At 69.4% G+C, this 14,568-nt stretch carries 16 protein-coding genes; 13 read left to right on the top strand and 3 right to left on the bottom strand.

Annotated features, from left to right (window positions below; genetic code table 11):
- Nucleotides 1–284 precede the first annotated feature (284 nt).
- From pdxS to AB0M47_RS38120, 3 genes are read left to right on the top strand one after another with little or no spacing between them, the layout of a single operon-like run.
- Nucleotides 285–1,190 (top strand): pyridoxal 5'-phosphate synthase lyase subunit PdxS, encoded by a 906-nt coding sequence (gene pdxS / locus AB0M47_RS38130; protein ID WP_253752164.1) that lies wholly within the window; start codon nt 285–287, stop codon nt 1,188–1,190.
- On the top strand, nt 1,187–1,789 hold the full coding sequence (gene pdxT / locus AB0M47_RS38125) for a pyridoxal 5'-phosphate synthase glutaminase subunit PdxT (protein WP_363422884.1): 603 nt from the start codon (nt 1,187–1,189) through the stop codon (nt 1,787–1,789). The genes pdxS and pdxT overlap by 4 nt, the downstream gene beginning before the upstream one ends.
- 21 nt (nt 1,790–1,810) lie before the next feature.
- The gene (locus AB0M47_RS38120; RefSeq protein ID WP_363422883.1) at nt 1,811–2,563 is read left to right on the top strand and encodes a YebC/PmpR family DNA-binding transcriptional regulator; all 753 of its coding nucleotides are present in this window, start codon (nt 1,811–1,813) and stop codon (nt 2,561–2,563) included.
- A 271-nt stretch (nt 2,564–2,834) separates the two neighbouring features.
- Here the strand turns inward: AB0M47_RS38120 and AB0M47_RS38115 are convergent, their stop codons facing one another.
- Together AB0M47_RS38115 and AB0M47_RS38110 are read right to left on the bottom strand one after the other, a co-directional pair.
- Entirely contained in the window at nt 2,835–3,326 is a 492-nt protein-coding gene (locus AB0M47_RS38115) for a hypothetical protein (RefSeq protein WP_253752155.1), read from the bottom strand.
- 55 nt (nt 3,327–3,381) lie between these two features.
- The gene (locus AB0M47_RS38110; RefSeq protein WP_253752152.1) at nt 3,382–4,041 is read right to left on the bottom strand and encodes a FadR/GntR family transcriptional regulator; all 660 of its coding nucleotides are present in this window, start codon (nt 4,039–4,041) and stop codon (nt 3,382–3,384) included.
- Between the two features lie 58 nt (nt 4,042–4,099).
- Between AB0M47_RS38110 and AB0M47_RS38105 the strand changes: the two genes are divergently transcribed.
- The 6 genes from AB0M47_RS38105 (at nt 4,100) to AB0M47_RS38080 (ending at nt 10,283) form a co-directional block, all read left to right on the top strand.
- Nucleotides 4,100–5,308, top strand: coding sequence for an MFS transporter (locus AB0M47_RS38105; RefSeq protein ID WP_363422881.1), 1,209 nt, complete (start codon nt 4,100–4,102; stop codon nt 5,306–5,308).
- Between the two features lie 321 nt (nt 5,309–5,629).
- Nucleotides 5,630–6,382 carry an ABC transporter ATP-binding protein gene (locus AB0M47_RS38100; protein ID WP_363422879.1) on the top strand — a complete coding sequence of 251 codons (753 nt, stop codon included), beginning with the start codon at nt 5,630–5,632 and terminating at the stop codon, nt 6,380–6,382.
- Entirely contained in the window at nt 6,369–7,061 is a 693-nt protein-coding gene (locus tag AB0M47_RS38095; protein ID WP_363422878.1) for an ABC transporter ATP-binding protein, read from the top strand. The genes AB0M47_RS38100 and AB0M47_RS38095 overlap by 14 nt, the downstream gene beginning before the upstream one ends.
- A gap of 20 nt (nt 7,062–7,081) precedes the next feature.
- A complete protein-coding gene (locus AB0M47_RS38090; protein WP_363422876.1) occupies nt 7,082–8,326 on the top strand; it encodes an ABC transporter substrate-binding protein in 1,245 nt (414 codons plus the stop codon).
- Between the two features lie 86 nt (nt 8,327–8,412).
- Nucleotides 8,413–9,297 (top strand): branched-chain amino acid ABC transporter permease, encoded by an 885-nt coding sequence (locus tag AB0M47_RS38085; protein WP_363422874.1) that lies wholly within the window; start codon nt 8,413–8,415, stop codon nt 9,295–9,297.
- A gap of 59 nt (nt 9,298–9,356) precedes the next feature.
- Nucleotides 9,357–10,283, top strand: coding sequence for a branched-chain amino acid ABC transporter permease (locus tag AB0M47_RS38080; RefSeq protein WP_363422886.1), 927 nt, complete (start codon nt 9,357–9,359; stop codon nt 10,281–10,283).
- Here the strand turns inward: AB0M47_RS38080 and AB0M47_RS38075 are convergent.
- Nucleotides 10,280–10,822 carry a hypothetical protein gene (locus AB0M47_RS38075; protein WP_363422873.1) on the bottom strand — a complete coding sequence of 181 codons (543 nt, stop codon included), beginning with the start codon at nt 10,820–10,822 and terminating at the stop codon, nt 10,280–10,282. The genes AB0M47_RS38080 and AB0M47_RS38075 overlap by 4 nt on opposite strands.
- Before the next feature lie 154 nt (nt 10,823–10,976).
- On the opposite strand from AB0M47_RS38075, the gene AB0M47_RS38070 reads away from it, so the two are divergent.
- The 4 genes from AB0M47_RS38070 (at nt 10,977) to AB0M47_RS38055 (ending at nt 14,494) form a co-directional block, all read left to right on the top strand.
- On the top strand, nt 10,977–12,590 hold the full coding sequence (locus tag AB0M47_RS38070) for an MFS transporter (RefSeq protein ID WP_363422871.1): 1,614 nt from the start codon (nt 10,977–10,979) through the stop codon (nt 12,588–12,590).
- A gap of 12 nt (nt 12,591–12,602) precedes the next feature.
- Nucleotides 12,603–13,319: a TetR/AcrR family transcriptional regulator gene (locus tag AB0M47_RS38065; RefSeq protein WP_363422869.1), complete on the top strand. Its 717-nt coding sequence runs from the start codon at nt 12,603–12,605 to the stop codon at nt 13,317–13,319.
- 65 nt (nt 13,320–13,384) lie between these two features.
- On the top strand, nt 13,385–13,945 hold the full coding sequence (locus tag AB0M47_RS38060; protein ID WP_363422867.1) for a glycosyltransferase: 561 nt from the start codon (nt 13,385–13,387) through the stop codon (nt 13,943–13,945).
- 3 nt (nt 13,946–13,948) lie between these two features.
- The gene (locus AB0M47_RS38055; protein WP_363422866.1) at nt 13,949–14,494 is read left to right on the top strand and encodes a glycosyltransferase; all 546 of its coding nucleotides are present in this window, start codon (nt 13,949–13,951) and stop codon (nt 14,492–14,494) included.
- The last annotated feature ends 74 nt before the right edge of the window (nt 14,495–14,568 follow it).

The following is a 14,568-nucleotide window of genomic DNA, read 5'->3' as shown; positions in this document are numbered from 1 at the left end:
CGGCGAGCGCGGCGAGCGGGGAGTGAGCGGGAGCGCGGCGAGCGGGGAGTGCGGCGGGGAGTGCGGCGGGGAGTGCGCGGGGAGCGCGGCGAGCGGGGAGTGCGGCGGGGAGTGCGGCGGGGAGTGCGCGGGGAGCGCGGGAGCGAGCACCGCGCGAGCGCGGGAAGTGTGACTGGCGCCACATGGGCGGCCACCCGGATGTGATTGGCCGTAGGGCGGCAACCTCGCGAACGCGTAACATCGCTGGTAGACCCCCCTTGTATCCGACAGGAGTTGATACCGCCATGTCCGAATCCGTCAGCACCGCCGCGGTCACTGGAACCGCTCGCGTCAAGCGCGGCATGGCCGAACAGCTCAAGGGCGGCGTGATCATGGATGTGGTCACCCCCGAGCAGGCCAAGATCGCCGAGGACGCCGGCGCGGTCGCCGTCATGGCGCTGGAGCGCGTACCGGCCGACATTCGCGCCCAGGGTGGCGTGTCTCGTATGTCGGACCCCGACATGATCGACGGCATCATCAGCGCCGTCTCCATTCCGGTGATGGCCAAGGCCCGGATCGGCCACTTCGTCGAGGCGCAGGTGCTGCAGGCGCTCGGCGTGGACTACGTCGACGAGTCCGAGGTGCTCACCCCGGCCGACTACGCCAACCACATCGACAAGTGGGCGTTCACGGTGCCGTTCGTCTGCGGTGCGACCAACCTGGGTGAGGCGCTGCGGCGGATCACCGAGGGCGCGGCGATGATCCGCTCCAAGGGCGAGGCCGGCACCGGCGACGTCTCGAACGCCACCACGCACATGCGCAAGATCCGGGGCGAGATCAAGCGGCTGACCAGCCTGCCGGAGGACGAGTTGTACGTCGCGGCCAAGGAGCTGCAGGCGCCGTACGAGCTGGTCAAGGAGATCGCCGAGACGGGCAAGCTGCCGGTCGTGCTGTTCACCGCGGGCGGCATCGCCACGCCGGCCGACGCAGCGATGATGATGCAGCTCGGCGCGGAGGGCGTCTTCGTCGGCTCCGGCATCTTCAAGTCGGGCAACCCGGCGCAGCGCGCCGCCGCCATCGTCAAGGCCACCACCTTCCACGACGACCCGGACGTGCTCGCGAAGGTGTCCCGCGGCCTGGGCGAGGCCATGGTCGGCATCAACGTCGACGAGATCCCGCAGCCCCACCGTCTCGCGGAGCGTGGCTGGTGAGCGACCCGGTCATCGGGGTCCTCGCGCTGCAGGGCGACTTCCGGGAGCACCTCGCGGCGCTCGCGGAGTGCGACGTCATCGCCCGGCCCGTACGCCGGCCGGGCGAGGTCGCGGAGATCGACGCGCTCGTCATCCCCGGCGGGGAGTCCACCACGATGAGCAAGCTCGCCCAGGAGTTCGAGGTCTTCGACCCGATCGCCGAGCGGCTCCGGGCCGGCCTGCCGGCGTACGGGACGTGTGCTGGGATGATCATGCTCGCCGACGAGGTCCTCGACGGCCGGCCCGATCAGCGTTCCTTCGGCGGGCTCGCCCTCCAGGTACGCCGGAACGCGTTCGGCCGCCAGGTGGACTCGTTCGAATCGCCGGTGGAGATCACCGGGGTCGAGGGCGGTCCGGTCACCGCGGTGTTCATCCGCGCGCCCTGGGTGGAGAAGGTCAACGGCGACGTCGAGGTGCTGGGGCAGGTAGGCGACGGCCCGGACGCTAGGATTGTCGCGGTCCGGCAGGGCAACCTGCTCGCGACCTCATTCCACCCGGAGCTCACCGGGGACCTGCGCCTGCACCGCTACTTCGTGGACATGGTGCGGTCCGCGGTCTGACCGCAACACGACGGAGGGGTTATGTCCGGCCACTCAAAGTGGGCGACTACCAAGCACAAGAAGGCTGCCATCGACGCCAAGCGTGGCAAGCTCTTCGCCCGCCTCATCAAGAACATCGAGGTCGCGGCGCGTACTGGTGGTGGTGACCCCGGCGGAAACCCGACCCTCTATGACGCGATCCAGAAGGCGAAGAAGAGTTCCGTCCCGAACGACAACATCGACCGCGCCGTCAAGCGGGGTTCCGGCCTGGAGGCCGGCGGCGCCGACTGGCAGACGATCATGTACGAGGGGTACGGGCCGAACGGCGTGGCGCTGCTCGTCGAGTGCCTGACCGACAACCGCAACCGTGCCGCCACCGAGGTACGCGTGGCGCTGACCCGTAACGGCGGCAACCTCGCCGACGCCGGGTCGGTGGCGTACATGTTCACGCGGAAGGGCCAGGTGCTGGTCCCGAAGAACACCCTGACCGAGGACGACGTCCTGGGCGCGGTGCTCGACGCCGGCGCCGAGGAGGTCAACGACCTCGGGGAGTCGTTCGAGGTGATCTCGGAGTCGACCGACCTGGTCGGCGTACGCGAGGCGCTGCAGAAGGCCGGGATCGACTACGAGTCGGCCGAGTCTACCTTCGTCCCCAGCGTGCAGGTGGCGCTGGACGAGGAGGGCGCGCGCAAGGTCTTCAAGCTGATCGACGCGCTCGACGACTGTGACGACGTCCAGAACGTGTACGCGAACTTCGACGTGTCCGACGACGTCATGGCGGCGATCGACGCCTGATCCGCCCGCAAAAGCGGCCTGATCCGCCCCACACAAAGCGGCCTCGGCCGCCACACAAAGCGGCCTCGGCCGCCCCGCAAGCGCCTCGGCCGGCCCGTAAAGCGAACAGATCAGGGATGTGCAGGCTTCCCAAGCTGAGGAAGCCTGCACATCCCTGATCTGCATGTCAGAGCGCCGACTGCGTGTCAGAGCGCGCAACGTGTCAGAGCGGGCCGCGTGTCAGAGCGGACTGCGTGTCAGAGCGGACTGCGTGTCAGAGCGGACAAGAGGGTCAGGATGAGCCGCGCCAGTGGCCCAGCGTCGCGATCCCGATGATCCATCCGACGAACAGCCCGTAGAGCGCCCCGTTCCCGGCGCTCTGGAACGCCGCCAGCAGCGACGGGTCGCTGCGGATGAACGCGGTCAGCAGCGCGGCGAGCGCCGCCGCGAAGATGTACGCCGACCAGCCCGCGAAGAACTGGCTGAGGGTGCCGCGGGCTCGGGCGAGCTGTTGTCCGGTGGACAGCATCAGGAAGACGCCGGTCAGCACGATCAGCAGGATCGCCTTCAGATCGTCGGCGAGGACGTTGCCGAAGGTGTCGTTGCTGTCGAAGCGCCAGGCCGGCCAGCCGAGCAGCCGCAGGAACCAGCCGCCGGCGGTGTTGGGGTTCGCGTGGTCGGCCGCCCAATTGCGATACATCGGGCTGCCGAAGACCAGCACGAGCACGAGCGCGGTGAGCACACCGGCGCCCGTGGCCGTCCGATATCGAGCTAGCACTGCCATGTCGTTCGAGTTACCCCGAACGACGAGAACGGCAAACCGATTGCGTTTGCGCCGCTCAGGCAATCTCCAAATAGGACCCTGCTTCGGTCGCGGCGGCGACGGGGTCACCCGCGCGGATCGCCGCGATGAGTCCACTGTGGTCGCAGTAGCTCTCCGGGGTCAGCTCGCTGCCGATGCGTTCGCTCAGGCTCGCGCGCAAGGCCGCGCCGAACGACGCGTACAACTCGGCCAGCATGGAGTTGTGCGCGGCCGCGACGACCGCCATGTGCAACTGGGCGTCGACCTCCACGAACAACGCCGCGTCCCCGTCGGCCCAGGCTCGCTCGCGCGCGTCCAGCGCCGCCTCCAACAAGCTCAGGTCTTCACTTGTACGCCGTAAGGCGGCGAGCCGGGCCGCCTCGACTTCGAAGGCGCGACGGACTTCGACGGCCTCGTCGAGCTTCGCGCCCGCGAGCCGCCGGCCGGCCGCGCCGGTGAGTTCGTCGGTGGCGAGCACGTAGGTGCCCGAGCCCTGGCGGCGTTCGAGGATGCCGGCGTGGACCAGCGCGTTCACCGCCTCGCGGACGGTGTTGCGGCCGACGCCCAGGGCGGCGACGAGGTCGGGCTCGGTCGGGATGCGGGTGCCGACGGGCCACTCCCCGTTGCTGATCTGCTCCTGGAGCTGCTCGACCACCTGGGGGACGAGGGTCTGGCGCGACGCCGAGCGCAGGCTCATCTGTGTCGGTCCTTACATCCGGTGTCAGAATTCGTCCCATCATTCTACGATCGGATCTATGAGTTCGCCAGCCGTCACCACCCCCGCTCCTTCTCGTCATGTGCTGGCACCCGCGATGGCCCTGGCGGGCATCCTGCTGGTTGCGCTGAATCTGCGTACGGCGGTCACGAGCCTCGGCGCCCTCCTCGACGAGGTACGCGTCGGGCTGCACCTGTCCGGTGCGCTCGCCGGGATGGTCACGACGCTGCCCGCCCTCAGCTTCGCCGCGTTCGGGGCGCTGACCCCGTGGCTGACCCGACGCTTCACGCCGGCTCGCGTACTGGTGGGGGCGATGGGGGCCCTCGCCGTCGGCGAGGTGCTCCGGGCCACGACCCACTCGGCCGCGATCTTCGTCGCGCTCAGCGCCCTCGCCCTGGCCGGGATCGCCGTCGCCAACGTCCTGCTGCCGGTCATGGTCAAGACGTACTTCCCGGGGCGGGCCGGGCTGGTCACCGGCGTGTACACGATGACGCTGACCGCGGGCACCACTGCTGCGGCAGCCGCCTCCGTCCCGATCGCCGAGGCGTTCGGCTCCTGGCGAGCCGGGCTGGGCGTGTGGGCCGTGATCGCCGTGGTCGCGATGCTGCCCTGGCTGCGCGCCGGCCTTCGGCGTACGCCGCCGGGCACGCGCTCGTCCGCGGCGGCGCTGGACCGGGTGCACCCTGGTCGCAAGCGGCTCGGCTGGGCGATGGCCGTCTACTTCGGAACCCAGTCCCTCTCCGGGTACGCCACCATGGGCTGGCTCGCCCAGATCTTCCGCGACGCCGACTACAGCCCGACGACGGCCGGGCTGCTGCTGGCCGGGGTCACCGGTGTCGGGGTGCCGATCGCACTGCTCATGCCGGCGATGGCCCAGCGGATGCGGAACCTGCGCGGCCTGGTGATCGCGATGTCGGTCGCGATGGTCGCCTCCTATGTGGGACTCGCGCTGGCCCCGCACGGCGGCGCGATCGCCTGGGTCGTGCTGCTGGCCATCGGCCAGGGCGCGTTCCCGCTGGCACTGGCGATGATCGGAATGCGGGCCCGCACCTCCGAGGGCACCGTGGCGCTGTCGGCGTTCGCCCAGTCCACCGGCTACCTCATCGCGGCGCTCGGCCCGTTCGTGGTGGGCGTCCTGTACGAGACGACGTCAGGTTGGGTCGTGCCGATCGCGTTCCTCGTCGTCGCCGCGGTCGTCCAGGGCTTCGCCGGAGTCTTCGCCGCCAAGCGACGCTTCATCGAAGACTGACCGCGCCTCACCGCTCGCTGCTCGCCGCGTCCCGCTCGCCGCGTCCCGCTCGCCGCGTCCCGCTCGCCGCGTCCCGCTCACCGCGTCCCGCTCCGTTGATCATGGAGTTGACCGCCTCGCCACGCCGTCGAGACCACGGTTAACTCCATGATCAACGGGAGGGTGGGGGGATGGTGACGTGTGTGGATACGCCCCTGAAACAACGCTGAATGTGTGGTTCGCCGACATGGCCCGGGTTCGCTCCCGGGCCATAGGTTTTCGCGACATCAGTGGTCGGCGTCACATCGCGCCGCCACGTCGGCACACAGGAGGCGGCTGCCCATGGCGCACAGCGCGCTCACCGCGCGCGCCCTGACCCGCGACTTCCGCGGCTTCCGGGCGGTGGACGCGGTCGATCTCGACGTCGCCGACGGCAGCGTGCACGCGCTCGTCGGGCCGAACGGGGCGGGCAAGACGACGCTGTTCAATCTGCTCACTGGTTTCCTCCGGCCCACCGCCGGGCGGATCGAGGTGGGCGGGCGCGACATCACCGGGCTCGCGCCCGAGCAGATCGCCCGGCTCGGGGTGGCCCGCAGTTTCCAGATCACCAGCCTGTTCGGTCAGCTGACCTGCCGGGAGCACGTCGAACTGGCGCTGGCGGGGGACCTGGGCTGGAAGTTCTGGCGATCGGACAAGCTGCTGCACCGGCATCGCGACCGGGCGCTGGAGCTGCTGGGGCAGGTGGGCCTGGCCGGGCACGCCGAATCCACTGCGGACAGTCTGGCGTACGGGCGGAAGCGGGCGCTCGAACTGGCCCTGGCCCTGGCGTTGGACCCGAAGGTGCTGCTGCTGGACGAGCCGACCGCGGGGATGGGCGTCGAGGACGTCGATCGCACCGTCGAGCTGATCGGCCGCGTACGCGACGGGCGGACCGTCGTCATGGTGGAGCACAACATGAGCGTCGTCGGGGCGCTGGCCGATCGGGTCACCGTGCTCCAGGCCGGGAAGGTGCTCGTCGAGGGGGCGTACGCCCAAGTCCGTGACGACGAGCGCGTCATCAGCGCGTACCTGGGAGAAGCGCATGTTGCGGATTGACGGCCTGAACGCCTGGTACGGCGAGGCGCAGGTGCTGCGCGACGTGGCGCTGGAGGTGGCGGCGGGCGAGGTGGTGACCCTGTGCGGCCGCAACGGTGCCGGGAAGACCACTCTGCTGCGCAGTGTGATGGGCCTGCACCCGCAGCAGCGCGGCACGATCAGCCTGCGGGGCGCGGACATCACCAAGAAGCCCGCGCACACCCGGGCCCGGCTGGGCGTGGGCTGGGTCCAGGACGATCGCGGCAGTTACGCCACCCTGACGGTGACCGAGAACCTGACGCTGCCACCCCGGGTCGGGCCGCGGGCGTGGTCGCTGGACCGCGTCTACGAGATGTTCCCGAACCTGTACGAGCGCCGGAACTCGCCGGCGACCAAGCTGTCCGGCGGCGAGCAGCAGATGCTCGCCCTGGCTCGGGTTCTGCGGATGGGCGCCGAGCTGCTGCTCTGCGACGAGCCGACGGAAGGACTGTCGCCGCTGCTCGTGCAGCGGGTCGGCGAGATCCTGCGGCTCGTCAAGGCCGACGGCGCGACCGTGCTGCTCGTCGAGCAGAACCTGCATTTCGCCACCACCGTCGCCGATCGGCATTACCTGCTGGCCGAGGGCCGGGTCGTGGAGTCCCTCGACAACACCGAGGTGCGTAACCGCGAGCGCGAGCTGCTCGCGTATCTGGGCATCTGACTCTCAATGAGGAGAACGCGATGAAGAGATTTGCGACGGCCCTGGGCGCGGTGGCCCTGCTGGTCACCGCGTGCGGCGGTGGCCCGCAGTCGGGCGGTGACAGCAAGCTCACCGGCGGCAAGATCGTGCTCGGCGTGCTCAACGACCAGTCGGCCGGCTACTCGGCGCTGTCGGGGAAGAACTCGGTCGAGGCCGTGAAGATGGCGATCGAGGACTTCAAGGCCAAGTACGGCGACAAGGCGGTGACCAAGGACATCGAGGTGGTCGACGCCGACCACCAGAACAAGCCGGACGTGGCCAACACCAAGGCGGCCGAGTTCTACGACCGTGACGGGGTCGACGTGATCCTCGACGTGCCCACCTCGTCAGCCGCGCTGAAGGTGGCCGACGTCGCGAAGGCGAAGAAGAAGCTTTACTTCAACATCGGCGCGGCGACGACCGACCTGACCGGCAAGTCCTGCAACAAGTACACCTTCCACTACGCGTACGACACCTACATGCTGGCCAACGGCACCGGCAAGAACGCCACCGAGAACGGCGCGAAGAACTGGTACATCGTGTACCCGAACTACGCCTTCGGCCAGGACATGGAGCGCAGCTTCAAGGCGGCGGTGGAGAAGGCCGGCGGCCACGTCGTCGGCGAGGACGCGGCGCCGTTTCCGAGCGACAACTTCTCGACCTACCTGCTCAAGGCGCCGACGCTGAACCCGAAGCCGGACGTCATCGGCACCATGCAGGCCGGGGCCGACCTGGTGAACCTCGTCAAGCAGTACAACGAGTTCAAGCTGCGGGACAAGGGCGTGGGCCTGTCGGTCGGCCTGATGTTCCTCACCGACATCCACTCGCTGACCCCGGCGGCGCTGGCCGGCACGACCTACACCGACGCGTGGTACTGGAACTTCGACGCCAAGAACCGCGAATGGGCCGACAAGTTCAAGGCGCGTACGGGTTCGCGGCCGACCTTCGCTCACGCGGCGAACTACTCGGCGGCCACCCAGTACCTGGAGGCGGTGCAGGCGGCGGGGACCGACGAGGCCGACACGATCGTGGCCCAGCTCGAAGGCAAGAAGGTCGACGACTTCTTCCTGCGCAACGGCGAGATCCGCAAGGCCGACCACCGGGTCCTGCACGACGCGTACCTGGCTCAGGTGAAGCAGCCGGAGGAGGTCAAGGAGGACTGGGACTACGTGAAGATCCTCAAGACCATCCCGGCGGCTGAGGCGTTCCGCGCGCCCAGCCCGGACTGCCAGATGTCCGGCGCCTGAGTCCCGGGCTCGACCGGAACAGACACTTCGGCGGCCCGGCCCGACGAGAGCCGGGCGGGCCGTCGAACCGCAACGAGAGAGCGGACATGACCAACTTTCTGGAGCAGACCTTCAATGGTCTGGTGAGCGGCAGCTTCCTGGCGCTGCTGGCGCTCGGGCTCGCCGTCATCTTCGGCCTGCTGCGGGTGGTCAACTTCGCCCACGGCGCGATCTACATGCTGGGCGCGTTCGGGGCGTACGTGCTGGCCGACGAGCTGGGTCTGCCGTTCTGGGCGGCTCTGCTCGCGGTGCCGGTCGGGCTCGCCGCGCTCGGGATGCTGCTCGAACGGGCCTTCATCCACCGGCTGACCAAGCTGGATCCGCTGTACAACTTCCTGCTCACCTTCGGCTTGACGCTGATCCTGCAGGACCTGGTGAAGGCCCGGTACGGCGTCCAGTCGTCGCCGTACGCCATGCCGAGCGCGCTGTCGGGGAGCGTGGACCTCGGCTTGTTCGAGTTCCCGGCGTACCGGGTGTTCGTGCTCGGGACCTCGATCGCGATCTGCGTCGGCGTCTGGGCCCTGCTGACGCGTACGCGAGTCGGCATGGTCGTGCGGGCCGCGACCGAGCGCCCGGAGCTGACCCGGGCCTTCGGCATCAACGTCGGCCGGTGGATCACCCCGGTCTTCGGCTTCGGCGTGGCGCTGGCCGGCCTGGCCGGGGTGCTCGCCGCCCCGATGCGAGCGGTGAACCCGCTGATGGGCGCGGATCTGATCATCGTCGTCTTCGCGGTGGTGGTGATCGGCGGCCTCGGCTCGATCTTCGGCTCGGTGGCGGTCGGCTTCGTCATCGGGGTGGCCCAGGTGTGGGCCGAGGCGTACGCCCCGGAGTCCTGGCGGGCGCTGATCGCCCAGACTCTGCCCTTCGTTCTCATGGCGGTCGTGCTCCTGTGGCGCCCGGCCGGCCTGTTCGGCCGCGAGGAGATCGCGTGACTACCATCGCCCCGTCCGAGACCGTCGAACCCGAGACCGCCCAGCCGGGGAGAGGCCCGGTGCGGCGCTTCGCGGGTCCGGTCCTGCTGGCCGCCGGGCTGCTCGTCGCGGTGTGGCTGCCGAACGGCGTCTACACCGGGCTGGCCGTGGACCTGCTGTGCTGGGCGCTGTTCGCGGTCTCCGTCGACCTGCTGCTCGGGTACGCCGGCCTCCTGTCGTTCGGGCACGCGGCGTACTGGGGCTCGTCGGCGTACGCGACGGGGCTGCTGGCCGTCCATCTTGGACTGCCGTTCCCGCTGGCGGTGCTGGGCGGGGCGCTGACCGCCGCGCTGATCGCCGTGCCGGTCGGCTATCTGGCGGTCAAGCGGGTCGGCATCTACTTTGCCATGGTGACGCTGGCCTTCGCCCAGATGATCTACTTCATCGCCAACGAGTGGCGCAGTGTGACCGGCGGCGAGAACGGCATGCAGTCGGTGCCCCGCACGCTGGGCTCGGTCGACCTCAGCGACAACTACTACTTCTACTACGCCGCGCTGCCGATCGTCCTGGGTGGACTATGGCTGACCTGGCGCATCGTACATTCGCCGTTCGGCCGGGTGCTGGTCGCCATCCGCGACAACCCCGCCCGCGCGCGGGCCCTCGGCTATCCCGTCCACCGCTACAAGCTCGCCGCGTTCGTGCTGTCCGCGTTCGTCGCCGGGCTCGGCGGCGGGCTGTTCGCGCTGGCCCACCAGTTCGTCAGCCTCGACACGCTGCACTGGACCACCTCCGGCAAGGCCGTGATCATGGTCGTGCTCGGCGGCATCGGCACGCTCTGGGGCGCGCTGTTCGGCTCCAGCTTCGTCGTGGTGCTGGAGGACTCGTTGTCGCAGGCCGACTTCGCGAGCCCCGGGCTGATCACCGGCGGCGTCTTCGTGCTCGCGGTGCTGCTGTTCCGCCGGGGGCTGTGGGGGAGCGTGGCGGCCTTCCTGCGCCGCCGGTTCTAACTCGCGCCGTGTGGTTCTGACTGCGCTGGATCAGGGTTCCCGGTCGAATCTTCGGTCAAGATCCGACTCGGAACCCTGATCTGCTTGCGGGCGAGCAGGCGGTAGGCCACCGGCCCCGCGAACGGCAGGCCCACGATCGCCAGGACCACGGCCAGCACGACGGTCACTCCGGTCGGCAACGCCAGGCCGACGAGCCACACCAGCCCCGCGACGATCAACTGGTACGCGACGACGCCGAGCCCGGTCGCGAACAGGGCTTTGGCCACCACCCCGGCCGCGCCGGGTCTCGAGGATCGCAGCATCCGTGGCAGTGCCTGGAGTCCGAGTAGCAGGGCGAGGCCGAGGACGCCGCCGATGCCGATCCCGGCGATGCTGCCGGGCACCACCAGGGCGGGCTCCTCCGCCAGCAGCCCAGCGCGGCTCAGCGTCGTGTCGGCGGCGTACGCGCCGAGGATGGCGCCGCCCACGGCGAAGACCAGCACGCCGAGCACGGTCAGGACCTTGGCGCCGGGGCTGGCTGGGGACGAGGGGCTGGCCACCGGCGCACTGTACAAGGTCTGGCTGTGCGGGTGATGAGACTCACAAACGAAACGATACGGTGCCGTATCAGAAGTCTCTCGCGTAATGTTCCCCTGGATGCGAGACGGAACCGTTCCGTTTCGTAAAGAAATCGTGACACTGGGGGGAACTCCTGTGGAGACCCAAGCAAACACCGGGCACCCGAGGCGGTGGGCCATCCTCGCGGTGCTGGTCGTGTCGCTGCTCGTCGTCGTGCTCGACAACACCGTGCTCAACGTGGCCCTCAAGAACCTCGCCGACCCGGTCAAGGGCCTCGGCGCCACCCAGGGTCAGCTGGAGTGGGCGATCAACTCCTACACCCTGGTGTTCGCGGGCATGCTGTTCACCTTCGGCGTGCTCGCCGACCGGATGGGCCGCAAGAAGGTCCTCATCGCCGGTCTGATCCTGTTCGCCCTGACCTCTCTGATCTCGGCGTACGCCCAGAACCCCGGCCAGCTGATCGCGGCGCGGGCGGTCATGGGCCTCGGCGGCGCGGCCATCATGGCCACGACGCTGCCGATCATCACCAACGTCTTCGACCCGCGGGAACGGGCGCGCGCCATCGGCATCTGGGCCGGCGCGGTCGGCCTCGGCGTCGCACTCGGCCCGATCCTGGCCGGCGCGCTGCTGGAGCGGTTCTGGTGGGGCTCGATCTTCATGATCAACCTGCCGATCATCGCCGTCGGCCTGCTGTTCGTGGCAGCGATCGTGCCGGACTCGCGAAACCCGAGGCCGGGACGCATCGACGTGCCGGGCGTGCTGCTGTCGATCCTGGGCCTGGCGGCCCTGGTCTACGGCATCATCGACGGCGGCCAGGCGGGCTTCGGCGAGCCGAGCGTCTGGGCCTGGATCGCGGTCGGCGTCGTCGCGCTGGCGGTCTTCGTCTGGTGGGAGAACCGCACCGAGCACCCGTCGCTGGACGTCAAGCTCTTCCGGGACGCCCGGTTCGCCGCGGCCACCAGCCTGGTCGGGCTCTCGTTCTTCGCGGCCATGGGCGTGTTCTTCTTCATGTCCTTCTTCCTGCAGCTGGTCCGGGGCTACTCGCCGCTGCAGACCGGTCTGCTGATGCTGCCCTTCGCGGCCGCCCAGCTGATCTTCGCGCCGTTGTCGGCGAGCTTCGTCAAGCGGTTCGGGGCCAAGGCGGTCAGCGCCGTCGGCGTCACCGTCGTGACCCTGGCGACCGCCGGCTACCTGCTGGTCGACGAGAGCAGCTCGATCCTGGTCGTGATCGGCATGTTCTTCGCCTTCGGCGTGGGCATGGCCAACATCATGCCGCCGGCGACCGACGCGATCATGGCGTCGGTCCCCCGCGAGAAGGCGGGCGTCGGCTCGGCGGTCAACAACACCGTCCGGCAGGTCGGCGGCGCACTTGGCGTGGCGATCCTCGGCTCGGTGCTGTCCTCGGTCTACCGCAACGGCGTCGACGACACCGTAGCCGGGCTGCCGAAGGAGGTCCCGCCGCAGGCCAAGGACGCGATCAGCGAGTCGGTGGCGGGTGCGCACGCGGTCGCCGACCAGCTCGCCGGCACGCCGTTCGCCGGTGCCGCGAACGTCCTGGTCAAGGCGGCCGACTCGGCGTTCGTCGACGCGGTGCACGCGGCCGCCCTCGGCTCCGTCGCCGTGGGGATCATCGGCTTGATCGTCGTGCTCGGCTGGCTGCCGGGCAAGGCCAAGCCGCACACCGCCGCCGAGGCGGCCGAGAAGGCCATGACCGCCGAGCGGGCGGTTGAGGCGGTCGAGGTCGGGTAAGGTTTCCCTACCATGAGGAACACGAGCACTGTCGATTTTTCCGGTTGCCCGGACTTCTCGGGAAGCACAGCTTCTTCCGGGGGTGCGGCCGCCGCGGCGGACCGCGCTAGCGGTCCCGGGATCGACAACGCCGGCACAGAGGCTCCGCGGGCGATCGGTCGCCCGCGGAGCACCCGCGCACATGAGGCCATCATCGACGCCGTCCTCGACCTGCTGGCCGAGGGCACGTCGGTGGGCGAACTGTCCATTGAGGCGGTCGCCGCCCGGGCCGGAGTCGGCAAGGCCACGATCTACCGGCGCTGGTCGGGCAAGAACGACCTGATCCTAGAGGCGGTCAAGGCGTTGAAACTGCCGCAGCCGATCGACGAGGGACTGTCCGTTCGCGACAACCTCGTCCAGCTGCTCAGCGTGGTCAGCGTCAGCGTCGATCCCCGCGCGGCCCAGGTCTTCCCGTGCATCGTGCCCGAGGTGCTGCGCAATCCCGAGCTGTGGGGCCTCTATCAGCAGATCGTCGAACCACGCCGGGCGCGTACCCGGGAAGTCCTCGAACGGGGGATTTCTACCGGTGTGCTGCGCCCCGACATCGACGTCGAAATGGTCGCGCTGATGCTCACCGGACCCGTCATGTTGCAGCGAATGCTGAGGTGGAGCCCCTCCATCGATGATGCGACCCTGCCGGAGCGAGTGGTCGACACGCTCTTGCAAGGGATCGCGGTTCCCCAGAATTGACCAGCGTTGGCACATAGAGTGCTAAACGGGCGCTTCGTGCGCCGGTCGATAGGGAGAACAGTTCTATGGAAGGCTCACCAGCAACAGAACAGCTCCGGATCGCGCTAGTCGCACCACCCTATTTCGACATCCCTCCCGCGGCGTACGGCGGAGTGGAAGCCGTCGTCGCGGATCTGGCGGACGCCCTTGTGGACGCCGGACATCAGGTCACCCTCATCGCCGCCGGGCGCAACGGAACCAAGGCGGACTTCGTCCCCGTGTGGGACGAGATCCAGTCCGACCGGCTCGGCGATCCCTTCCCCGAGGTCGCGCACGCCGCGGCGGCTCGCCTGGCGGTCACCCGATTAGCCGAGACCGGCGGGCTCGACGTGGTCCACGACCACACGCTCGCCGGGCCGCTGAGCGCGCCCTACTACGAAACCCTCGACCTGCCGACGGTCATCACCGCGCACGGCCCCGTCACGGGCGACCTGCGCCAGCTCTACCGGACGCTCGGCCGCGAGGTGCACCTCGTCGCCATCTCACACCGTCAGCGGGTGCTCGCCCCCGAGCTCAACTGGGTCGGCACCGTCCACAATGCAGTACGCGTCGACACCTTCCCGTTCCAGCCGGACAAGGGGGAGTAAGCGTTGTTCCTGGGGCGGTTCCACCCCGACAAGGGAGCGCACCTGGCGCTGGACGCCGCGCACGCGGCCGGAGTGCCGCTGGTGCTCGCCGGGAAATGCAACGAACTCCTGGAACAGCAGTACTTCGAGCGCGAAGTCCGGCCCCGGCTCGCCGCCGACGACCTCGTCTTCGGCATGGCCGACGCGACCGAGAAGCGCAAACTGCTCGCCGAGGCGCGCTGTCTGCTGTTCCCGATCCAATGGGAGGAGCCGTTCGGCATGGTGATGATCGAGGCGATGGCCTGCGGCACCCCGGTCGTCGCACTCCGCGGCGGCGCGGTCGCCGAGGTCGTGGTCGACGGGGTCACCGGCTTCATCCGCGACGATCCGGCCGATCTGCCGAAGGCCGTGCACGACGCGGTCGGGCTGAACCCGCTCGACTGCCGCCGGCACGTCGCCGGGAGCTTCACGGTCGACCACCTCGGCGCGGGCTACGTCGCCGCTTATCGGCACGCCATGCGGCGTACGCGCGGCCGGCGGTTGCGGCTCGCCCCGCTGATGCTCGCCTGAGTCGGTCACTTCTTCGGCGCTGGATCAGGGTTCTCGGTCGAATCTTGCGTCAAGATTCGACCCGGAACCCTGAT

Origin of the sequence: Hamadaea sp. NPDC051192, from assembly GCF_040682475.1 — a bacterium.
GTDB lineage: Bacteria > Actinomycetota > Actinomycetes > Mycobacteriales > Micromonosporaceae > Hamadaea > Hamadaea flava.
The sequence above is the reverse complement of the archived record's forward strand: the minus strand, read 5'-3'. Positions and strand labels throughout refer to the sequence as shown.

What these genes read in the sequence shown, in the direction of transcription:
- AB0M47_RS38110 (WP_253752152.1), bottom strand. Translation starts at nt 4,041, where the DNA reads ATGAGCCTGCGCTCGGCGTCGCGCCAGACCCTCGTCCCCCAGGTGGTC.
- pdxS (WP_253752164.1), top strand. Translation starts at nt 285, where the DNA reads ATGTCCGAATCCGTCAGCACCGCCGCGGTCACTGGAACCGCTCGCGTC.
- AB0M47_RS38095 (WP_363422878.1), top strand. Translation starts at nt 6,369, where the DNA reads ATGTTGCGGATTGACGGCCTGAACGCCTGGTACGGCGAGGCGCAGGTG.
- AB0M47_RS38100 (WP_363422879.1), top strand. Translation starts at nt 5,630, where the DNA reads ATGGCGCACAGCGCGCTCACCGCGCGCGCCCTGACCCGCGACTTCCGC.
- AB0M47_RS38090 (WP_363422876.1), top strand. Translation starts at nt 7,082, where the DNA reads ATGAAGAGATTTGCGACGGCCCTGGGCGCGGTGGCCCTGCTGGTCACC.
- AB0M47_RS38085 (WP_363422874.1), top strand. Translation starts at nt 8,413, where the DNA reads ATGACCAACTTTCTGGAGCAGACCTTCAATGGTCTGGTGAGCGGCAGC.
- AB0M47_RS38120 (WP_363422883.1), top strand. Translation starts at nt 1,811, where the DNA reads ATGTCCGGCCACTCAAAGTGGGCGACTACCAAGCACAAGAAGGCTGCC.
- AB0M47_RS38060 (WP_363422867.1), top strand. Translation starts at nt 13,385, where the DNA reads ATGGAAGGCTCACCAGCAACAGAACAGCTCCGGATCGCGCTAGTCGCA.
- AB0M47_RS38115 (WP_253752155.1), bottom strand. Translation starts at nt 3,326, where the DNA reads ATGGCAGTGCTAGCTCGATATCGGACGGCCACGGGCGCCGGTGTGCTC.
- AB0M47_RS38065 (WP_363422869.1), top strand. Translation starts at nt 12,603, where the DNA reads ATGAGGAACACGAGCACTGTCGATTTTTCCGGTTGCCCGGACTTCTCG.
- AB0M47_RS38105 (WP_363422881.1), top strand. Translation starts at nt 4,100, where the DNA reads ATGAGTTCGCCAGCCGTCACCACCCCCGCTCCTTCTCGTCATGTGCTG.